The organism is Geomonas diazotrophica (genome assembly GCF_019063885.1).
Taxonomy (GTDB): Bacteria; Desulfobacterota; Desulfuromonadia; order Geobacterales; family Geobacteraceae; genus Geomonas; species Geomonas diazotrophica.
Genome location: NZ_CP077684.1, coordinates 1,122,802 through 1,143,071, shown reverse-complemented (window position 1 = coordinate 1,143,071; position 20,270 = coordinate 1,122,802). Strand labels below are relative to the sequence as shown.

General features: G+C 61.2%; 22 protein-coding genes and 3 tRNA genes. 7 read left to right on the top strand and 18 right to left on the bottom strand.

The window, feature by feature from the left end:
* Nucleotides 1-4: 4 nt before the first annotated feature.
* The 3 genes from KP003_RS05035 to KP003_RS05025 are packed head-to-tail and all read right to left on the bottom strand — an operon-like array spanning nt 5 to nt 2,573.
* Complete coding sequence (locus tag KP003_RS05035; RefSeq protein WP_216790842.1) at nt 5-670, bottom strand: DotU family type IV/VI secretion system protein; 666 nt, start codon at nt 668-670, stop codon at nt 5-7.
* A 2-nt stretch (nt 671-672) separates the two neighbouring features.
* Nucleotides 673-2,073 (bottom strand): type VI secretion system baseplate subunit TssK, encoded by a 1,401-nt coding sequence (gene tssK / locus KP003_RS05030; RefSeq protein ID WP_217300424.1) that lies wholly within the window; start codon nt 2,071-2,073, stop codon nt 673-675.
* A complete protein-coding gene (locus KP003_RS05025; RefSeq protein WP_217300423.1) occupies nt 2,070-2,573 on the bottom strand; it encodes a type VI secretion lipoprotein TssJ in 504 nt (167 codons plus the stop codon). Before KP003_RS05025 ends, tssK begins: the two co-directional genes overlap by 4 nt.
* A gap of 205 nt (nt 2,574-2,778) precedes the next feature.
* On the opposite strand from KP003_RS05025, the gene mobA reads away from it, so the two are divergent.
* Together mobA and mobB are read left to right on the top strand one after the other, a co-directional pair.
* Nucleotides 2,779-3,375, top strand: a complete 597-nt coding sequence (mobA, locus tag KP003_RS05020; RefSeq protein ID WP_217300422.1) for a molybdenum cofactor guanylyltransferase — start codon at nt 2,779-2,781, stop codon at nt 3,373-3,375.
* Nucleotides 3,372-3,875, top strand: a complete 504-nt coding sequence (gene mobB, locus KP003_RS05015; RefSeq protein WP_216790836.1) for a molybdopterin-guanine dinucleotide biosynthesis protein B — start codon at nt 3,372-3,374, stop codon at nt 3,873-3,875. The genes mobA and mobB overlap by 4 nt, the downstream gene beginning before the upstream one ends.
* A gap of 143 nt (nt 3,876-4,018) precedes the next feature.
* Here the strand turns inward: mobB and KP003_RS05010 are convergent, their stop codons facing one another.
* Nucleotides 4,019-4,357 carry a zinc ribbon domain-containing protein YjdM gene (locus KP003_RS05010; RefSeq protein ID WP_216498318.1) on the bottom strand — a complete coding sequence of 113 codons (339 nt, stop codon included), beginning with the start codon at nt 4,355-4,357 and terminating at the stop codon, nt 4,019-4,021.
* Between the two features lie 84 nt (nt 4,358-4,441).
* Nucleotides 4,442-4,516 (bottom strand) — tRNA-Gly (locus KP003_RS05005).
* A gap of 130 nt (nt 4,517-4,646) precedes the next feature.
* Here KP003_RS05005 and KP003_RS05000 point away from each other — a divergent pair.
* From KP003_RS05000 to KP003_RS04990, 3 genes are all read left to right on the top strand, one after another.
* Nucleotides 4,647-5,270, top strand: coding sequence for a hypothetical protein (locus KP003_RS05000; RefSeq protein ID WP_216498319.1), 624 nt, complete (start codon nt 4,647-4,649; stop codon nt 5,268-5,270).
* 100 nt (nt 5,271-5,370) lie between these two features.
* The gene (locus KP003_RS04995) at nt 5,371-5,805 is read left to right on the top strand and encodes an acyl-CoA thioesterase (RefSeq protein ID WP_216498320.1); all 435 of its coding nucleotides are present in this window, start codon (nt 5,371-5,373) and stop codon (nt 5,803-5,805) included.
* 8 nt (nt 5,806-5,813) lie between these two features.
* Complete coding sequence (locus KP003_RS04990) at nt 5,814-6,011, top strand: hypothetical protein (protein ID WP_216498321.1); 198 nt, start codon at nt 5,814-5,816, stop codon at nt 6,009-6,011.
* Here KP003_RS04990 and gluQRS read toward each other — a convergent pair.
* The 3 genes from gluQRS to KP003_RS04975 all read right to left on the bottom strand — a co-directional run bounded on the left by gluQRS (nt 6,002) and on the right by KP003_RS04975 (nt 7,723).
* On the bottom strand, nt 6,002-6,937 hold the full coding sequence (gene gluQRS / locus KP003_RS04985) for a tRNA glutamyl-Q(34) synthetase GluQRS (protein ID WP_216498322.1): 936 nt from the start codon (nt 6,935-6,937) through the stop codon (nt 6,002-6,004). The two genes, KP003_RS04990 and gluQRS, sit on opposite strands and share 10 nt — an antisense overlap.
* 54 nt (nt 6,938-6,991) lie before the next feature.
* Entirely contained in the window at nt 6,992-7,303 is a 312-nt protein-coding gene (gene ppnP / locus KP003_RS04980) for a pyrimidine/purine nucleoside phosphorylase (protein WP_216498323.1), read from the bottom strand.
* Nucleotides 7,304-7,375: 72 nt separating this feature from the next.
* Entirely contained in the window at nt 7,376-7,723 is a 348-nt protein-coding gene (locus KP003_RS04975; protein ID WP_216498324.1) for a hypothetical protein, read from the bottom strand.
* 239 nt (nt 7,724-7,962) lie between these two features.
* On the opposite strand from KP003_RS04975, the gene KP003_RS04970 reads away from it, so the two are divergent.
* Nucleotides 7,963-8,637, top strand: a complete 675-nt coding sequence (locus tag KP003_RS04970) for a hypothetical protein (RefSeq protein ID WP_216790821.1) — start codon at nt 7,963-7,965, stop codon at nt 8,635-8,637.
* Nucleotides 8,638-8,716: 79 nt separating this feature from the next.
* Here the strand turns inward: KP003_RS04970 and glnA are convergent, their stop codons facing one another.
* The 3 genes from glnA to KP003_RS04955 all read right to left on the bottom strand — a co-directional run bounded on the left by glnA (nt 8,717) and on the right by KP003_RS04955 (nt 12,928).
* Complete coding sequence (gene glnA / locus KP003_RS04965; protein WP_216498326.1) at nt 8,717-10,129, bottom strand: type I glutamate--ammonia ligase; 1,413 nt, start codon at nt 10,127-10,129, stop codon at nt 8,717-8,719.
* Nucleotides 10,130-10,167: 38 nt separating this feature from the next.
* Complete coding sequence (locus KP003_RS04960) at nt 10,168-10,506, bottom strand: P-II family nitrogen regulator (RefSeq protein WP_012531513.1); 339 nt, start codon at nt 10,504-10,506, stop codon at nt 10,168-10,170.
* 373 nt (nt 10,507-10,879) lie between these two features.
* The gene (locus tag KP003_RS04955) at nt 10,880-12,928 is read right to left on the bottom strand and encodes a glutamine synthetase III family protein (protein ID WP_239027614.1); all 2,049 of its coding nucleotides are present in this window, start codon (nt 12,926-12,928) and stop codon (nt 10,880-10,882) included.
* Nucleotides 12,929-13,315: 387 nt separating this feature from the next.
* On the opposite strand from KP003_RS04955, the gene KP003_RS04950 reads away from it, so the two are divergent.
* Entirely contained in the window at nt 13,316-14,059 is a 744-nt protein-coding gene (locus tag KP003_RS04950; protein WP_216498328.1) for a peptidoglycan DD-metalloendopeptidase family protein, read from the top strand.
* A 64-nt stretch (nt 14,060-14,123) separates the two neighbouring features.
* Here the strand turns inward: KP003_RS04950 and hrpB are convergent, their stop codons facing one another.
* From hrpB to KP003_RS04915, 7 genes are all read right to left on the bottom strand, one after another.
* Nucleotides 14,124-16,604, bottom strand: coding sequence for an ATP-dependent helicase HrpB (gene hrpB, locus KP003_RS04945; protein WP_217300421.1), 2,481 nt, complete (start codon nt 16,602-16,604; stop codon nt 14,124-14,126).
* 4 nt (nt 16,605-16,608) lie between these two features.
* Entirely contained in the window at nt 16,609-17,283 is a 675-nt protein-coding gene (locus KP003_RS04940; RefSeq protein ID WP_217300420.1) for an HAD family hydrolase, read from the bottom strand.
* 228 nt (nt 17,284-17,511) lie between these two features.
* Nucleotides 17,512-18,414 carry a phosphatase PAP2 family protein gene (locus tag KP003_RS04935; protein WP_216498331.1) on the bottom strand — a complete coding sequence of 301 codons (903 nt, stop codon included), beginning with the start codon at nt 18,412-18,414 and terminating at the stop codon, nt 17,512-17,514.
* Between the two features lie 138 nt (nt 18,415-18,552).
* Nucleotides 18,553-18,627: transfer RNA gene (locus tag KP003_RS04930), tRNA-Glu, on the bottom strand.
* Between the two features lie 38 nt (nt 18,628-18,665).
* Nucleotides 18,666-18,739, bottom strand: a tRNA-Gln gene (locus KP003_RS04925).
* Between the two features lie 41 nt (nt 18,740-18,780).
* Nucleotides 18,781-19,335: a 2-oxoacid:ferredoxin oxidoreductase subunit gamma family protein gene (locus KP003_RS04920; RefSeq protein ID WP_216498332.1), complete on the bottom strand. Its 555-nt coding sequence runs from the start codon at nt 19,333-19,335 to the stop codon at nt 18,781-18,783.
* A gap of 193 nt (nt 19,336-19,528) precedes the next feature.
* Entirely contained in the window at nt 19,529-20,266 is a 738-nt protein-coding gene (locus tag KP003_RS04915) for a thiamine pyrophosphate-dependent enzyme (RefSeq protein WP_217300419.1), read from the bottom strand.
* Between the last annotated feature and the right edge of the window lie 4 nt (nt 20,267-20,270).

Genomic DNA, 20,270 nt, shown 5'->3' with positions numbered 1-20,270 from the left:
TCCGCTAGAGGTTCGGAAGGACCAGACCGTTCAGCACGTATCGGTACACGAGGTACAGGACGACAAACAGGATGACGGGTGCCGCTACCAGCACCGCCGACCACGGGGTGGTGGCAAAGACGGGCTGTCGCGCCCTGACTGCGGTGGCCGGAAGGCCCGGCAGGGAATCGGGAAAGAGCGTAAGGCCATCCAGCGCAGGAACGGTGTCCGCTCCACCCAGAAAACGCTTCAGATGAGCCGTCCTCAACTGCTCCAGCAAATACTCCCCCTGCTCGCCGATGTAGCGCCCCCGGAACCCCAGGGCGAGGCAGATGCAATAGACTTCGTGCGCCTCCTTTTGCTCCCCCAGGGCGTCCAACCGCTCGAACGCTTCGACGCCGGCGTCGGTGGTCTTGTAAAAAAGCCGCTGCAACTGCTCATGCTGCCAAAGTTGCCGGTCGGGCCACTCAGAGGCGAGCAGTGTTTCGTCGACCCAGGCACAGACGATGAACCGCGCCTGGTCGAACTGCTCGGGATCGCACCCCGCCCCCTGTGAGAGCGCTTCCGATTGCGCCAATAGCTGCCTTATCTCCCCCTTTAACCGGGCATACTCGGTTGGGCATTGCGGCAGCGCGTTACGGAACTCGACGACATGGGCCAGCAATGGCATGAAGCAATCGATCACTCTCATGGTCAGCCCCTGGTGACGATCATCAACTCTGCCTCAAGGTCGTCCGGTGCCTGATCCCAGAAGAGAGCGACGTTGTTCCATTTTTGCACCAGCTCCCAATGTTCGGAGCGGCTGTCGATGGCGAAGTACAGTGACGTGGAGCGGCGCGGCAGTTCCTGGGGCGGGTTGGGCAGGGGCTCCAGGGGGATGCCCGGCAGTGCCTGGGCGATCAGGAGAGGAAGGCGTTCACGGACGGCGAGCTTCGCAAGGCCGGTGAGGGATTCCTGGACCGAGGCGGGGTCTGCTTCGGTCGTAATGGCAAGATAGAAGCGGTTTTTGTCCTGGAGATGGGAGGGCCTGAGGTCTGCACAGTAATAGCTGCCGTCGTGGCAGAGCCTGAGGGCATACTCGGGTCCTGCGCAGACCTGATCCAGGAGCTTCAGGATCAGATCGTGGGCCTGCGAGAAGCAGTCCGCCAGGTCGAGGTGGCTGTACTCCGGCAGAAACCGGCTCCGCTCGCCCCCCGATTCGCCTGAGCAGGCTACGGACTCGGAAAAGCAGGAGAGCTCGGCAACGAGTTGCGCGAGAACACCGTACAGGTGCCAGGGGTGGATGTCGCGGGCCTGGATGAGGTGGTCGAGCTGGGCGAGGTGACGGTTCAGCGTCCTGAGGGCGAAGAGGTAGACCATGTCCTTGGACCCGAATTCCGCGCTGTGGACGCCGCGCTGCTTCTTGCCGCTTTCCAACCGGCGGGAGCGAGCTGCGACCAGGTCCCGTATCACCCGCACCAGGTCCGCCAGTAGCGGAACGGCAGCAATGGTAAGACAGGGGGGGATGAAAGCGGGTGAGATTTCGATCTCGTCCCCGCGCATCTCAAGCCTGGTGAGGGGGATCAGCAGGTAGTCCCCCAGAAGCTCCAGCTCGCTCTCCCAGAACAGCTTCAGAACGTGGTCCAGCTGCCTAACTTCCGCGGCTGGACCGCCACCGTGCAGGTCCGGGCAGGGGCTTCCATCGACCGCGACCTGGTACCGGGTTTCGGAGGTCGCCGAGGAACGACCCTGCTGATGACGAACGGCAACGTTTTCCGCCTGCTCCTGCCATTTCTTCAGCCCCAGATAGACGGCCACCGGGGCTCCCTTCCCTACCCCCTCCTCGGGGAGCAGGCGCGATTCGACAACCGCGTTGCCCGGTAGCTCGATATAGGTGCCGTCGGGAAAGAGGAAGGCGCCGCTGGTCAGTTCGAGAGAACGGAGCCCCTTGGAGACGATCCGGACCTCGGCCCGGCACACCCCCCAGAAGTGCGGCGCGAGATGCCTTTGGTACGGGATAAACAGGGAGTGCATGCCGCGCTCGGCAAGCTGGAAGTGCTGCGGCTGCAGGAACATACCCTGGTGCCAGAATACGCCTCGCTGCGCCGTGTTCATTCCACCCTCGCATTGGTTATTTCCTGGGCTCCAAGGTCCAGGTGCAGTAACCCCTGCAGCGCTTCGGCAGCGTCGCGGGATGGTACGGCGAGCAGTTCAGTAACCTTCCTCTTGCCGAGGCTGTAATAGCCGGTCGCGAGTCCCAGGTAGCGAGTTCCCTCCCCCTTGTCGCAGCTCTGGCTGAGGGCCTGCCCCGGTTGTACAACCAGGAGTTTTGCGTTCACCACCGAAGCGTCGAAGCGGCCACATTCGAGAAGTTTCGGGACGCCATCCTTGTTCTGAGCCAACTGCCTGAATCCATCCGGCTCCTTGAGCTGGTACAGGCAGAGGAGCAGGGCATGCGAGCTCCTGTCGTAGCGGTTGAGCTGGGCATCCGCCTGGACCCTGAGCCGGATCACCCCACCGGGCGACGCGGACGCACCGTTTTCCGCCAGCCGCATGTTCATGGTGCAGCCTGCCAGCAAACCAAGGACTGAAGCAGCGAGTAGAATCCTGCACATGGCCACCCCCCATCGCGCGCGTGGGCATGCCCGGACGGCACGCTTCCGATGTCGCGCCCAAGGACAACGGAGAGGTTAGCATAAATTTAATAACTGCAAACACCGGGGGAGGATTTTAATTTCTGCCACGACGAACAGCTGGTATGGTATAAACGATGCTGGTTTGGGAGGTAAGGAAAGGGGTTGTAAAGCGGAGTCAGCAGAGATGCCAGGTTTGTTGGCGGACGACATAACGGGGATCATCCTGGTGGGGGGCAAAAGCCGCCGCATGGGACGGGACAAGGCTTTTCTGGAACTGCAGGGGAGGCCGCTCTTCGAGCGGGTGCTCGACCTGTTCCGGGAATGTTTTCCCAAGGTGATGCTGGTAGGCGATCGGGGAGAGCGCTTCGCAGGCTACTCCCTCGACGTCATCCCCGACCTCATCCCCGGCAGCTCCCTGGGCGGGGTCTACACCGGCTTGTCCGGCGCGGACAGCGAGTGGATCTTCGTGTCGTCCTGCGACCTCCCCTTCCCCAGCAAGGCGATCCTGCAGCACCTCTGCTCACTCAGACAGGGGTACGACGCCGTGGTCCCGAAAACCAGGCACGGGTATGAGCCGCTCTTCGCGCTGTATTCCAAGAGATGCCTGGAGCCGATAAGGGAACTGCTGGAGGGGGGCGAATGCTGCGCCTACGCCTGGTATCCGCAGGCGAGGGTGAAGGAGGTTGACCCTGAAGCCATCGCGCATCTCGACCCGGCCGGCACCGCCTTCCTGAATCTCAACACACCGGAAGACGTTATCAATACAGGAGGAATCACATGACGGTAAAGGCAGTATCCTTTGTGGCAAAATCGGGCACCGGCAAGACGACCCTGCTGGAGAAGGTGATCATTCACCTGAAAGAACGCGGATACAAGGTGGGGGTCATCAAGCATGACGCGCACCGTTTCGATATCGATCATCCCGGCAAGGACAGCTACCGGCTCACCGCCGCCGGCGCCGACACCATGCTTATCTCCTCACCGGAGAAGCTCGCCATCATCAAGAAGCACACCCAGTCCCCCCCCATCGAGGAGCTGATCGAGACCTATTTCGGCGACATGGACATCGTGGTTACCGAAGGTTTCAAGAAGAGCGGCATGCCCAAGATCGAGGTGAACCGTCAGGAGAGGAGCACCTCCTTACTCTGCCGCGGCGAAAACTACGATGCCACCCTGATCGCGGTCGCCAGCGACGCCGAGCTCGAGCTCGACGTCCCGGTGCTGGACCTGAACGATCCCTGCGCCGTCACCGATTTCATCGAAGAGACCTTCCTCCAGTAACACCCCTTCCAGGAACTGACGCAAAAAGGGGGACCAGCAGGTCCCCCCTTTTTGTTTTCCCATAGTGTGTATCCCACGAGGGCGCCGGCCTCTCCCCCGAAACTAGAGCGCCCCCGTGCGTTGAAGCTTTACCACGTTAGGACTCATGCTTTCTTCACGTACTCGGACTTCAACTGCATGGCGCCGATGCCGTCGATCTTGCAGTCTATGTCGTGATCGCCGTCGACGAGACGTATGTTGCGCACCTTGGTCCCGACCTTCACGACCGACGAGGAGCCCTTGATCTTCAGGTCCTTGATCACGGTGACCGAATCTCCGTCCTGAAGCACGTTGCCGAAGGCGTCACGAACCACGCTCTCCGTATCCGCACTGTGCGTCTCGGCCTGGGACCATTCGTTGCCGCACTCGGGACAGATGTAGAGCGCGCCATCTTCGTAGGTATATGCGGAACTGCAGGAGGGGCATTCGGGTAGGGTTGTCATGTGATTCCTCTTCAAACCTTTGATGTGCTGGACCAAAGAAAAACCCCGGCTGCCTTTCGGGCTACCGGGGTTCTGGTGATTAATTGGAGCGGGAAACGGGGTTCGAACCCGCGACTTCAACCTTGGCAAGGTTGCACTCTACCACTGAGTTATTCCCGCTCAACAGAGATCCTGTTTATAGCAAAAGCCGCCTCCACAGTCAATCCCTTTTTTTAATGACACGAAAATTTTCATCCGCCAATGCGCTAAAAGTCGTATCATATCGCACACCATCAGCTATACTCGTCACATGAGAAAGGATGACAAGATACGTGGGATGATTGCTAGCGAGGCGGCCCGGCTCATGTACGAGGATGGAGTCCGTGAATACCGCGACGCAAAACGAAAGGCGGCCAAGCGGTTCGGCCCTGAGAAGGCGCTCTCCCTGGGTTCCCATCTCCCGACCAACGCCGAGATCCATGAGGAACTCGCCCGCCTGATCGCGACCAGGGAGGAGGAGGTCCTGCCTCAGCGGCTGCTGGGGCTCAGGGTCACCGCCCTCTCCTACCTGGAGCTGTTCGAGGAATTCTCGCCCTACCTGGTCGGCTCGGTCCTATCCGGCGCGGTCACCGAACGCAGCGACATCGACATCCACCTTTTCTCCGACTCCATAGAAGCGGTGGAAAGCCTCCTGCGGCAAAGCGACATCCCGTTCCAGACGGAAACGGTCCCCATCAGGAAGGGAGGGGTGATCAGGGATTACACGCACATCTACCTCGAGGACCAGGGAGTCGAGATCGAGTGCTCGGTGTACCCGGCGGATGAACGACGCAACCGCACCAAAAGCAGCATCACGGGGAGAGCGATGGAACGGGCCAGCGCCGCTCAGCTCAGAAAGCTCATCGGCGCGACTGCCCGCGCGAACGAGGCCTGATTCCCGCGCCCTGCCGCGACCGATTACGAAAGGGCAGACATCGGAGCGCTCGAGTGAGTCCTTCACCTGCAGATAAAATCAGATTTGAAAAGGAGACCCCATGGAGAACAGAAAAGCGGAGCTGATCGAAACGTTGCTCCCCAAGGATACCAATTCTTACGGTAACATCTTCGGCGGCGTGATCATGAGCATCATGGACAAGACCGCCGGCGTGGTCTGCTGGCGTTATTCCCGCAAGCGGGTGGTGACCGCCTGCGCCCAGCGCATCACCTTCCACACGCCGATCAACGTCGGCGAGGTGATCTACTCCCGGGCCACCATCATCCACGTGGGGCGCACCTCCATGGAGGTCGAGGTGGAGGTGGAAGCGGAGAATGTCACCGACGGCAACAAACGGCTTGCCGCCAGCGGCGTCTTCACCATGGTTGCGGTCGACGAAAACTGGCATCCGGCACCGGTGCCTCAATGGCAGCCGGTTACCGAGGCGGAACTGGAAAAATGGCGCGAGGTGGAGAAAAGGAGAAAAAAAGGGTGAGTTTCCGGATGTCCCTGCTGCTGATGCTGCTGTTTCTGCCTGGATGTGAAACGCTGAACGATGCGATGATCCGGTACACGCTCAAAGAACCAGGACTGAGCGGGAGGATCAGCGACCAGATCAGAGAAGGACTGAAGAAACGGGAACAGGCACCGCCGACGGCGAGACCTCAGGAAACCCCACCCCCCTTTATGGATCAGGGGTAGACAAAAGGCGCGGGGGTGCGGGGGATGGCGGATACGTCGAGATGGGCGATTCCCCACTCCAGAAGCTCCGCCGGCGCCGCATCCTGCAATTCCGGCGGGGGAGCTTGCCCGAGAAAACGGAGCGCCGCGAACAGCAGGCGCCCCCCCTCCCGATCCAGGTCACGGCCGGCAGCGAGGGAAACCGCGTTGTCCCGCTTGCTGAGCTTCGCGCCATCAGGGCCGGTTACCAGCGGCAGATGGTAGTAGGAAGGGGTGGGGAAGCCGAAGATGCGCTGCAGGTAGATCTGGCGCGGCGTCGAGGCCAGCAGGTCAGCCCCCCGCACCACCTGGTTCACCCCTGAGGCGGCGTCGTCGACCACGACAGCCAGATGGTAGGCGTAGGGACCGTCGGCCCGGTGGATCACGAAATCGCCGCAGGATGCGGTGAGATGCTGGCTGTAGCGCCCCATGATCCCGTCATCGAAGGAAATCACCTCGTCGTAGACCTTGATCCGCAGCGCACGTTCCACCTTTTCGAGCGGCAGTCCATTGCGACACAGCCCCGGGTAAACCAGCCCATCTTCGTGGGGGGCCGAGGCGATCTGGGCTATTTCGCTCCTGGTGCAGCCGCAGGCATAGGCGAGACCGCGTCGCTGCAGTTGCTCCGCGGCGGCCCGGTAATGCTCGGTCCGCCTGCTCTGGTACAGCACCTCGCCGTCCCATTGAAAGCCGAGCTTCTCGAGGGTCGCCAGCATATCGTCGGCGATGCCCGGCACCACGCGGGGCAGGTCCAGGTCCTCCATACGTAACAGCCACAGCCCCCCCGCCCTCTTGGCGACCAGGTAGCTGCCCAAGGCGGCGACCAGGGAGCCCAGGTGCAGCGGTCCGGTTGGAGACGGCGCGAAACGGCCGACCTGCTTTTCCGTGTCTGATGCGGTGGATGTCAAGGGTTCACCAGGAGCGCCCCCGCCCCAGGGAAAGCCGGGGCGGGGGCAGCTTTATTAGAGGAAAGAGCAGCAGTAATCGGAGACGGCGGTGACCTTCAGCTTGAAGCTCGAGTTTTCAGGAACCTCGAAGGCCTCGCCACCCTTGACGGTAACCCAGTCGGGGGAGCCGGGGAGCAGCACGGTCATCTCGCCGGACATGATCTCCATCAGCTCAGCGGAACCGGTGTTGAAAGTGTACTCGCCCGGCATCATGATGCCCAAGGTCTTGCGCGACCCGTCGGCGAAGAAAATGGTACGGCTGGTCACCCCACCGTCGAAATAGACATTGGCCTCTTTGACGACCGTTACGTTGTTGAACTCAGACACAGTAACCTCCCTCAATGGTATGAAATCGGGCGCAAACCCTGTAGTACGCACTCCGGCGGAGGCTAGCCGCCTCTACTTCTCCCACTCGCCGCTCTCCCAACGCTCCAAGGCGGCCTGGGCACGAAAGCCCATCAGTCCTGGCTCGCGGGCGATGACAGTGAGCGTCGCCACGCAGCGCTCGGGAGCTTCCCCCATGGCGTAGACGGCCACCATGCCGGCAACGACGGGATCGGGGTCTTCAAGCAGGCGGAGCAGTTCGGCCACCCCACCTTCACGCTGCAGAGCGCGGTAGTAGCGGGTGAGATCGGCGACTTCGGCGGCGGCCAGGTCCTCTGCCATGACTTCCAGGGCCTCGGCATGGCGCACGGCCGCCTTGGCAAACCACCCCACCAGCTTTGTCACCTTCTCATGCTGCTGCAACCCTTCCTCCCGGACATGGCGGCCTCTCGTCTGCCGGACCGCGAAGGCTGAAGGTAGCAGTTTTTCCCTGTGTCTTCAAGGATAAAGACTCCACCCGCTGCCTTTGAGTCGTCCTACTCCACAGGTAATCACACACCCAGAATCCTGCGGTTACTGGGTTTCCTATTGCATTGACAGGAATTAAGACGACCTGTATAGTCCCGCCTAATTAGCTTACCGTTACTGTAAGGAGCCTTTGAATGCTTAAGAAGCAAACAGTACCCGCCTTGGCCATGTCGTTTCTCGTGATGATGAGTAGCGGCTGCACTCACAACATGAGGATCACCAATGCCGATGACTATTTCATTCCTCCCGCCGCTGTGCCTAAGCAGACAGTAAAGCTCGGCGTGACTTCGGCCAACAGCAGTCAGCCCCAGAACAGCCGGTACATTTCCGCCATAGTCGATGCTTTGCAGAGAAACAGTGCCGTCGAGAGGGTCATCTATCCATACACCGCGGCGAACAAGGACCAAGCCGATGCCGTCATCGACCTGTCCGTCAACCCTCGTTACGACGGCAAGGGCTCGAACTTCTTCGTGAACTGGCCGGGCTTCCTGATCTTCGCACCCGCCATCTGGGGCTACGGCTATACCGCCGACATAAGCACCGAGGCCACCATCACCAATCTGAAGAACGGCAAGTCGCAACAGCTATCCGTCCCCGCACATTACGAGTTCAGGCAGGCTGAAATCGACAGGACCTGGACCGAGGTCGGCTGGTTCGAAGTCGGGATCATCCCGCTCATCGGTGGCATCGCCTTCACCGGCTATGACGATGATCTCACCCCCGAGTTCATCAAGAACGTGGGGCCGAGCTACGGTCCGTACGTCGCCACCAAAACCACAAAAGCCGTCTTCGACAGCCTGGGCTACTGAGCCAAGTCAGCAAAGAGCAGACGCAAAAAAGGCGGGGGAAAATCCCCCGCCTTTTTTGCTGCCCGTGTGAGCAAACTGCTTAGATGTCGAAGTACAGGGCGAACTCGAGCGGTACCGGACGCATACGAACCGGGTTGACTTCGGCTTCGGTCTTGTACTCGATCCACTTGTCGATGACGTCCGGGGTGAAGACGTCGCCCTTGAGCAGGAACTCGTGGTCGTCCTTGAGCGCGTTGAGCGCCTCCTCCAGGCTGCCCGGAGCGGACGGGATGGTGGAGAGCTCTTCCGGAGACAGACCGTAGATGTCCTTGTCCAGCGGCTGGCCCGGATCGATCTTGTTCTCGATGCCGTCGAGGCCCGCCATCAGCATGGCGGCGAAGGCGAGGTAGCCGTTGCAGGACGGATCCGGCGTACGATACTCGATCCTCTTCGCCTTCGGGTTGTTGGAGAACATCGGGATACGCAGGGAGGCGGAACGGTTACGGCTGGAGTAAGCCATGTTCACCGGAGCCTCAAAGCCCGGCACCAGACGCTTGTAGGAGTTGGTGGTCGGGTTGGTGAAGGCGCAGAGAGCGCGGGCATGCTTGATGATGCCGCCGATGTAGTACAGAGCCATCTGGGAAAGCCCGCCGTATTTGTCGCCGGCGAAGAGGTTGGTGCCGTCTTTCCACAGAGACATGTGGCAGTGCATACCGGAGCCGTTGTCGCCGTAGAGCGGTTTCGGCATGAAGGTTACGGTCTTGCCATTGCGGTTCGCGACGTTCTTGATGACGTACTTGAACCACTGGAGCTGGTCAGCCATGTCGACGAGCGAGGAGAAGCGCATGTCGATCTCGGCCTGGCCGCCGGTGGCGACCTCGTGGTGCTGGCACTCGACGCGGATGCCGACCTTCTGGAGCTCCATCACCATCTCGTTACGGAGATCGTTCTGGGAGTCGGTCGGAGCTACCGGGAAGTAGCCTTCCTTGTGGCGCGGTTTGTAGCCGAGGTTCGGGAACTCTTCGCGGCCGGTGTTCCAGGCGCCTTCCACGGAGTCAACTGCGTAGAAGGAGGAGTTGGAGTTGGAGTCGTAACGGACGTCGTCGAAGATGAAGAATTCGGCTTCCGGTCCGAAGTATGCGGTGTCGGCGAGGCTGGTCGACTTAAGGTAGTTCTCCGCCTTCTTCGCGATGTTGCGCGGGTCGCGGGAGTAGCTTTCCTTGGTGATCGGGTCGAAGATGTCGCAGATCAGGGAGAGGGTCGGCACCGCGGTGAACGGATCCATTTTTGCGGTGGTCGGATCCGGGAGGATGATCATGTCGGAGGCGTGAATCGGCTGCCAGCCACGGATGGAGGAGCCGTCGAAGCCCTGGCCTTCCTCGAAAGTGTCCTCGCCAAACTCGCTCATCGGCACGGTGAAGTGCTGCCAGATGCCGACGAAGTCCATGAATTTGAAATCGACCATCAGCACGCCGTTTTCTTTGGCGAACTCCACTACTTGTTTTGGTGTCATCTACTGTCTCCTTTCGAATTAAGTAAAGAATCAGCCAATTAGAGAGCGTCCTCGCCCCTCTCACCGGTCCTGATCCGGACTACCTCTTCAACGGGGGTGACGAAGATTTTACCGTCGCCGATACGCCCGGTCTTCGCGGCCTGCTCGATGGCGTCAACGACCTTGCCAACCACTTCGTCAGAGACGATGATCTCCATCTTGATCTTAGGAATGAAGTCAACGACATACTCGGCGCCGCGGTAAAGCTCCGTGTGCCCTTTCTGGCGACCGAAGCCCTTCACCTCACCGATGGTGATCCCCTGGATGCCGATCTCATTGAGTGCTTCTTTCACTTCATCAAGCTTGAAAGGTTTTATGATTGCTTCGACTTTTTTCAAGGCAGTTATCCTCCGCTTGTCGTTCAGTGCGCCGCGAATTATAGATACCTTGCCGTGGAATTGCAAGTTTTAATAAACCGCGGGCTGATGGTTGGTAACTCTACTGCAAGACTTCGGCCAATCGGCAGGATGCCAGCACCTGCGTGACATTCCATCAACTTAGCCAACCAGGTTCACTATCCGATATCGAAGAGAGCAAGGCCGCTGCCGAAAAACTAGGCAAACAGTTGCTTACAATATATCCGGTGAGCCCTCGGGCTTATTAAACGTTTCTTGTTAAGAACAGTTCTAGCGAGGTACCCGACTGTGGCAAAGCTAAAATAGGAGCCCCCGTAAAGAGGCTCCTACTATCAGCCAGGTCAAGATCCAGAGATTACAGAACGAAAAGCATTTCCCTGTAGGTCGGCAGCGGCCAGTATTTGGCAGCTATGATCTTCTCCAGCGCATCGCCGGTGGCACGCAGTTCAAGCATCTTGGTAAATACGTTTGCCCTGAATGCGGCTGCCTGCTTCTCGGCATCGGCAATGTTCAGGGCGTCTTCAAGTGCCTTCTCAAGCGCCTTGGTATTGGCGCTCATCGCGGCCAGTTTGTCGCTGAGCTCTTCCAGCAGTTCCTTCTGGGTGGAGACATCCAGCTTGCCGGAAACGGCGGTAACCGCATTGATCGACGATGCCACAGTTGTCGCATACTCGAGGGCGGTGGGGATGATGCTGTGGTTGGCCATGTCGATCATGGTCAGGGCTTCGATGTTCAGGGTCTTGACGTACTGCTCGACCATGATCTCGTAACGTGCATGAATCTCTTTTTCGTTGAAGACGTTGTGAGCAGCGAACACCTCGACCGCTTCCTTGGAAACGAGCTCCTTGAGCGCGTCAGGAGTGCTGGGAATGTTCGGCAGGCCGCGTTTCGCGGCTTCCTGCACCCACTCGTCGGAGTAGTTGTTACCGTTAAAGATCACGCGCTGGTGTTTTTTCGCGGTTTCCTGCAGCAGTTTGTCGAGGTCGGCATCGAAGTCGGTGGATTTCTCCAGCACGTCGGCGAATTCCTTCAGCGCCTGGGCAATGATGGTATTGATGATGATGTTGGGGCCCGAGATGGAGAAGGAGGAACCGAGCATCCTGAATTCGAACTTGTTGCCGGTGAAGGCGAACGGCGAGGTCCTGTTCCTGTCGGTGGCGTCCTTGGGCAGCGCGGGAAGGGTGCTTACGCCGATGTCCATGTGACCGCTCATGGAGGACGATTTCGCTACGCCCTTAACGATCTGGTCGATGATGTCGGCAAGCTGCTCGCCGAGGAACACGGAAATGATCGCCGGAGGCGCTTCGTTGGCGCCAAGGCGATGGTCGTTGCCGGCATTGGCGCAGGAGCAGCGCAGCAGCCCGGCGTAGGTGTCGACGGCCTTGATGGTGGCCATGAGGAAGGTGAGGAACTGGGCGTTTTCGTGCGGGGTGTGACCCGGCTCGAGCAGGTTCTGGCCGTCGTTGGAGCTCATGGACCAGTTGTTGTGCTTACCGGATCCGTTGACGCCCGCAAACGGCTTCTCGTGCAGCAGGCAGACCATGTCGTGCCTGAGGGCGACACGCTTGAGAACTTCCATGACCATCTGGTTGTGGTCGGTAGCGATGTTGGTATTTTCGAAGATCGGCGCGATCTCGAACTGGCCAGGTGCCACTTCGTTGTGCTGGGTCTTGGCGGTAACGCCGAGCTTCCACAGCTCTTCGTTCACTTCCTTCATGTACCCCAGCACTCTTTCCTTGATGCTGCCGAAGTAGTGGTCTTCCAATTCCTGCCCTTTCGAGGACATGGCACCGAAGAGGGTCCTGCCGGCCATCATCAGGTCGGGCCTTTGCAGGTAGAAAGACTTGTCGACCAGGAAGTATTCCTGCTCGGCGCCGACAGTCGAGGTAACCCTGGTGACATCGTTATTGCCGAACATCTTGAGAACGCGCACTGCCTGCGTGGACAGCGCTTCCATGGAACGGAGCAGAGGGACCTTCTTGTCCAGGGCCTCGCCGGTGTAGGAGCAGAAGGCGGTCGGGATGCAGAGCGTGACGACGTCGGCCTCTTCCCTCAGGAAGGCAGGGGAGGTGCAGTCCCAGGCGGTGTAGCCCCTGGCTTCAAAGGTCGCCCTCAGGCCACCGCTCGGGAAAGAGGAGGCATCCGGCTCACCCTTGACGAGTTCCTTGCCGGAGAACTCCAGCAGTGCCCCGTTCTCTGTGGGCGAAAGGAAAGCGTCATGCTTTTCCGCGGTGATGCCGGTCATCGGCTGGAACCAGTGAGTGAAGTGCGTTGCGCCTCTTTCAACTGCCCACTCTTTCATTGCCGATGCGACAACATCCGCGATAGAGGGATCCAGCGGCAGACCTTCGTCGATGGTTTTCTTGAGGTTCTTGAAAACAGCTTTCGGCAGTTTGTCTCTCATAACGGACTGGTTAAACACGTTTTGCCCAAACATCTCCACGGTACAGCCTCCTTTTTATGCAGCGGTGTCTAAAAAATAAGCAGAATGCTTATCAAGCAGAATGAGGTTCCAATGACTTACAGGATCATTGCGTCAGGTCTTCAATCTGTAGCAAGAGAAGTGCCCAGTACAACACCCTCCTGATTAATATTTACACACCACTGCGACCGCTGGCGCAGCTGATGTCTATTCCGCGTTCTCGCGGCAGTTCAGGGGCGGCACCTACCAGACAATGAGCGGCGAGCGGGTGAACCTAGTCACCACTTGCCAAGAGCCGGCTGGCATACTATAGTACGGCTTGCTGTAAGCACGAGAGCAGGCAGCCCAGAGTTTAGGCAAAGGATTTAGGTGAAGAAACAGGCAATCGCACTACGGTGGAAGGGAAGATCACGGCTGGCGGGTGTACTGCTGCCTGCATCCTTTCTTTGCGCGCTCTCCGTCTCCCCTGCGCAGGCGGACTTTTTCCGCTACACCGACGAGAGCGGAGTTGAGGTCTTCACCAACACCCCCACCACCAGCGGCGCGGTCCGGGTGCTGCGCGAAGCTAAGCAGCCAAAGCCAAAGGCCAGGATGCAGCAGGCTCCCCCCGTTTCCGCGTCCGGCAAGGAAGCTCCGGACCTTGGCGGGCTGGATGCCAAACTTCCCGTGCAAGGGGTGATCACGTCGGGGTACGGCATGCGGCACGACCCGATCGATGGCGGCCTGAGGCATCACAACGGCGTGGATATCGCAGTGCCGACCGGCACCAGGGTGAAGGCGATTGCGGCGGGGAGGGTGATCGAGAGCGGAGTGCACGGCGGCTATGGAAACCTCGTCACCGTCCAACATGCCGACGGCATGGTTTCCATGTACGGGCATAACTCGCAGCTCGAGGTCAAGATAGGGGACCAGGTGGAGGCGGGGCAGACCGTGGCGCTGTCGGGATCCACCGGAAGGTCGACGGGGCCCCACGTGCATTTCGAACTCTGGAAAAACGGCATCAACGTGACGCGGAACTACCTCGACAACGGCGCCGGCATACCCGAGGTGACCGGCAGCATCAGAAGCTACCTCCACAAGGACGGCTCACTGGTCTTCACCAATATCAACTGAGGCAATTGACCAGAGCCACTTTTCCTCAGGCGTGACCTTCCGCCACATGCGTCCACATCCCCTCTCACATTCTCTTCTTCACATGCCTCGTCGCCTGAGCGTTCCAGGGGTCGTCAGGCCAGGGATGCCTCGGGTAGCGACCTTTCAGCTCCTTGCATACCTCACGATAAGCCCCGTTCCAGAAACTTTTCAGGTCGGCGGTGACCTGGATGGGACGCCTGGCCGGTGACAGCAGGTGGATCAGGACCGGCACCCTTCCCCGCGCCAGCCTCGGCGTCTCGGCCAGCCCGAACATCTCCTGGAGCTTCACCGCCAGAAAAGGTTCCCCCTCCGCCGGGTACTCCAGTGAAACGCGGGACCCGCTGGGGACCTGCAGGTGGGTGGGCGCTTCCCGTTCCACGAGCTGCTGCTGCCGGTAGTCGAGGAGGGCCTTCAAAGGCTGCAGCAGATCTACCTTGGCAAGCTGGGCCAGGTTCCGCACTCCCTGCAGGTATGGAAGAAGCCACTGTCCGGCGCTCTCGGCGAGGACCTGATCGGAGAGGTCGGGAAGGTCCTCTTCGGGCAGCGCCCGGGCCAGGAACCGCACCCGGTTCCGGTACTGGGCGGCCTGGTCGCTCCAGTTCAACCCGCCGATGCCGGCCCCCGAGAGAATCCCCTGCAAAAGCGCCGCGGCAACCTCTTCCTTCTCGGGAACCGCCACCCGCTCCGAAAGGACGACGGCACCCAGCCGCTCCTCGTCGCGTGCCACCACCCTCCCCTCGCGCTCGTCCCAGAACACCCTGCGTTCCCGCGTTATGGCACCCGCGCATCCCGAGCGGACCGCCTCCAGCGAAACCGCGCTGGCCACGTGAATGTCCCCTTCGCCCGCTCCCCCTTCGACCTCGACGGCAACGATGAAAGGTTGCGCCCTCAGGTTGCTGCGCGGAGAGAGCTTGGCACCGGTGCCGTTGGCCATCAGGTAGCGTCCGGAGCCGGAACTCCTCTCGCGCGCCACCCGATCCGGGTAGGCCATGAGGAGCAGCCTGCCGACGATCGCCGCATCGGCACGCAAGGAACCGTCCGGCACGCCGAGGGCGCCGCGAAAATAGGCGGCCAGGCGTTCAACCGTCCGCGCACCCTGCGGGTCGCGTCGTTCGTGCACCGCGTCCAGCCGGTCCAGCAGGTCGCTTTCGGAGACGCTTGCGCTGCCGCGCGGCATGATATCACGCTCGGAGAGGACGGCAGCCAGCATGCATGCGATCTGCGCCTGGCCAGTCGCGATGGAGCCGATCAGCATGGCGGCTAGGCGCGGGTGCATGGGGAGCGCCGCCATCTTGCGCCCGAGCTCGGTGATCGTGCCGCGCTCATCGAGAGCGCCCAGCGCTTTCAACAGCGACCGTCCCTCGGCAAGATGGGCGGGCGGCGGGGCATCGAGAAAGCTCAGCGAGGCGGGGTCGGCCACCCCCCACTGCGCCAGGTCGAGCGCCAGGGGAGCCAGGTCGGAAACCTTGATCTCGGGGGGAGTGAAGGGAAGGAGCGTGTTCTGGGTGTGCTCGCTCCAGAGGCGGTAGCAGACGCCGGGGGCGACCCTGCCGGCACGACCGGCGCGCTGCTGGGCAGAGGCGGCGGAGATGCGCATGGTGTCGAGGCGGTTGAGGCCGGTGGAAGGATCGTAACGGAGCTGGCGGGAATAGCCCGTATCGACCACCACCCGCACCCCTTCGATGGTGAGGCTGGTTTCGGCGATGTTGGTGGCGAGCACCACCTTGCGGCGGTCTCCTGGAAGGATGGCCCGCTCCTGGGCGGCGAAGGGGAGGTCGCCGTACAGGACCGCGATCATCACCTGCGAGCCGACCTGCCCCTGCAGGATGCTTTCGCAGCGCCTGATGTCCCCCGCCCCCGGCAGGAAGACCAGGACGTCCCCTTCGGTCTCGGCCAGTGCCTTCATCACCCCCGCGCAGGCCGTTTCGGCCAGCCTCGTCGCGGGCTCGGTCTTGAGATAACGGACGTCGACGGGGAATTGGCGCCCTTCGCTGGTAACCAGCGGCGCGCCCCCCAGGAGCCTCGCCACCGGATCGGCGTCGAGCGTCGCCGACATGACCAGCAGGCGCAGGTCCTCGCGCAGCCCGAGCTGAACGTCGCGGCACAGGGCGAGGGAGAGGTCGCAGGTAAGGCTTCTTTCGTGGAATTCGTCGAAGATGACCGCCGCCACGCCTTCCAGAAGCGGGTCGCTCTGCAGCCGGCGGGCCAGGATTCCCTCGGTCACCACCTCGATGCGGGTCGCCTTGGAGACCTTGCGCTCGAAACGGATGCTGTAGCCGACCGTTTTCCCCACCTCCTCGCCCAGACACTGGGCCATGTAGCGGGCGGCGTTGACGGCGGCCAGGCGGCGCGGCTCCAGCATGATAACGCGGCCGCCGTCCAGAAGCGGCGTCCTGAGCAGGGCCAGCGGTACCCGCGTGGTCTTGCCCGCACCGGGAGGCGCCTGCAGCACGGCGACGTTCCCTTTTTGCAGTGCCGCGAGCAGTTCCGGGAGTATGGTGTCGATGACGGCCGGTTTCAACATGGGATCAGACGAGCAGACGCAGCCCCTCGAGGTCGACGCCGGAGAGCGAGTTGACCACGCGGCAGGCACCGGTCAGGCGCTCCCTGGGGTAGCTGTTGGTCACCGCCAGAACCTTCAGTCCGGCCCCGGTCGCCGAGGCGATGCCGGCAGGGGTGTCCTCGACGGCGATCGAACCCGCCGCATCGACCTTGCCGGGGAAGCTTTCCTGGAGCCGCTGCACTGCGAGGCGGTAGCTTTCGGGATCGGGCTTGCTCGCCGCGACCTCGTCGGCGGTCACCTTGACGTCGAACGCCTCGGTCAATCCGAGCTGGCCCAGGATCGGCTCGATGTCGCTTTTGAGGGCGCCGCTGCAAAGGGCAAGGGGGAGGTTGCCGGAGATGGAGCGGATCAGCTCAACAACGCCCGGGTACGGTGCAACGCCGCCAGACACGATCTTCAGAAAGGCCTCGGCCTTCCCCTTGATCAGCTCCTTGAGTTCCTGGTCGGCAAGCGCCCGGCCATGCACCCGGAAGGCCTCGCGGAAGGCGTCGCGGTCATCGAAGCCGATGTAGAGATCGAGGTACTCCTCCCAGGAATAGCCCAGGCCGAGCGGTACCAGCAGTTCCTGGAACGCCTTGTAGTGCAGCGGCTCGGTATCCACGATGATCCCGTCGAAGTCGAAGATGACTGCCTTCAGCATGCGAAGCTCCTTAAAGGTGAACAGCGAGATGTTAAAAAAATGCCGGTTAGCAGCTTTCCGCTGTAAAAGTACCCCATTGGCAAAAGGGGGTTTAGGGGGATTTGCTTTTGCTTGGGGAAAGACAAATCCCCCCCTTTGCAAAGGGGGAAGCGGCAGGTAGCGGAAGATTGTCGCTAATCGGCCTTGTCCTCATCCCCTGCGGGAGGGGGCAGAGGGCCGGGGCCGGGTCTAGAACTTGCCGACCAGCGCGACCGCGGGCGCGCCGTCCATGGAGAAGGGTGCCACGGTGACGCTTCCGGCGGGGGCGGAACGATACCTGGTGACGGCAGCGCCGGCAAGCTCCCCTATGGCCGCGCCCAGGACCACGTCGCTCGCCCAATGCTTGCCCTGGTACACCCGCGAAAATCCTCCCAGGCCGGCGGCGGCATAGCAGGCCGCCTTGCCGTAGAAGCTGTCAATTTTGGAGGCAGCCACATGGGCCAGGGCGAAGGAGCTCGCCGTGTGCATCGAGGGCAGCGAGTCGTAGCCGTCCTTGAACTGGAAGGGGCGGTAGCTCGAGTTGTTGTCGGTCTGGTACGGGCGTCCCCGCCCGATGACTCCTTTGAGAACGAAGGTGGCGCCGTCGGCCAACAGCAGCGCCTCCCCCATCTCCTCGCCCAGTTGCATGACCTTCACCTGGTCCGTAAAGGCACCGGTGCCGTAGAAGGCCGCGGCGACGCCCAGGTGGAGCAGCGGGTTGCTCACCGCGTTGCCGGCATCCGTGATCCCCCTCATCACCCCGTGATGTGAACCGGAGAACTCTTCCCTGATGTCCTCATCAAAGATGTAGGTAAGACCAAAGAGACCGGCGGTCACGAAGGTTCCGGTGAGATAGGGATCGACCGGCCCTTTCAGAAAGAGTTTCCCCTCACCTGCGAAGCGGCCGGCCTCTTCCTTGATGGCGGTCACGCTGGTGAAGACATTTTCGGCGGCATAAAGCGGCGTGACGAGCACCAGTTGGCAGATGGCGAGCCAGAAAAGGAGCAGGACGGGTAATGCGCCAGCCAGGAGGCGGCGAGAAACGGTGCGGAGATTTGGTTCAGACTGCTGCGCTGGCGAGGTGCTTCCTGTAACGGTCCCTGTCCTGGTCATCGACTTTCTCCGTTCTGTATTTATCTCACTCTTCGAGCGACTTGGGAGGGGACGGCGACCACTGACGCTACGGCAGCCTGGTCCGCGGGGTACAGCTTAAAAAAAAACAGCGCCCTGCTTCTGGCGCTGTTTTTAAGGTGGTGATCCCAAGGGGACTTGAACCCCTGTTACCGACGTGAAAGGCCGGTGTCCTAACCACTAGACGATGGGACCTGATTATGTAGCAGCTTGCAATGAAGCTGGGGATGGTATGGCTGGGGTACAAGGATTCGAACCTTGGATGACGGAGTCAGAGTCCGTTGCCTTACCGCTTGGCGATACCCCATCGCGAGAGACCAGTTTAATACCAGAACTGAGACGCCAAAGTCAAGCTTCTTTTTTCGCCCTGGCCGCCTCGGCTCCGGTTTCTATCGCCTTGACGTTGGCCGGGATGAACCTGTGGTTGCGCTCCGGGAGCGCCTGGGACAAGGCGGCAGCCAGGGACGTGACCTGCACCGCATCGGTAAGGGCGGCGTAGGCACCCAGAGCCACCATGTTCACCATCCTGGGATCGCCCAACTCGGTTGCTATCTCGTTCATGGGGACCGACACGATCTCTATGTCGGTGCGCCCCAGGGAAGAGACGTCGACCAGGGACGAGTTGGCGATGAGGACGCCGCCCGGGCGAACCCGCGCCCCGAAACGCTCCAGCGACGCCTGGTTCAGCACCACCAGCACCGAGGGCTGCCCCACCACCGGAGAGCCGACCGCGCCGTCGGCGATCACCACCGTGCAGGTGGCGGAGCCGCCGCGCTTCTCGACCCCGTACGCCGGGAAGTAGCTGACGTTCTTTCCTTCATCTAGCGCCGCATAGGAAAGCAGGTTGCCGGCCAGAAGCACCCCCTGGCCACCGAACCCCGCTATCAAGACATCTTTACGCATCCGCGTCCCTCCGAACCTCGTTCAAGGTATGACATTTCTTCTGCGTTCTCATTCGCTTCATCAGATCCCCCTCTCCCGCCGGGAGAGGGTGGCCGCAGGCCGGGTGAGGGCTGGGCCACGCGCAGCGGGTCAGCCGATTGCAGCGCCTCACCACGCCCCTCACCCAAGGGGAGAGGGAGGAAGTCCCGTCCCCCTACTCTTCCTTCTTAAACACGCCCAGCGGGAAGTAGGGGATCATCTCCTCCCCTACCCTGGCGTTGGCCTTCAAGGGGTTCATGCCCCAGTTGGTGGGACAGGCGGAGAGGACCTCGACGAAGGAGAACCCCTTGCCCTCGACCTGGTAGCCGAATGCCTCGCGGATCACCTTCTTGGCCTCCAGGACGTGTTTGGGGGAATCGACTGCTACACGAGCGGAGTAGGCGACGCCGCCCAACTGCGCCAGCAGCTCCGCCATCCTGATGGGGGAGCCGTCCTTGGACTTGTCCCTGCCGTAGGGGGAGGTTGACGTCTTCTGCCCCACCAGGGTGGTCGGGGCCATCTGGCCACCGGTCATGCCGTAGGTGGTGTTGTTCACGAAGACGACGGTGATGTCCTCGCCGCGATTAGCGGCGTGAATGATCTCGGCGGTGCCGATGGCGGCCAGGTCGCCGTCCCCCTGGTAGGTGAAGACGAAGCTCTCCGGTTTGGCGCGTTTGACGCCGGTGGCCACCGCGGGCGCCCTGCCGTGGGGAGCCTCGACCACGTCTATATCGAAATAGCCGTACAAGAAGACTGAGCAGCCGACCGATGCCACGCCGATGGTCCGGTCCTGCACCCCGTAGAGGTCCATCGCATCGGCCACCAGGCGGTGGATGGTGCCGTGGTGGCAGCCGGGGCAGAAATGGGTCTGCACGTCCTTCAAACTCTGCGGTCTTTTGAAAACCTGTTGCATATGG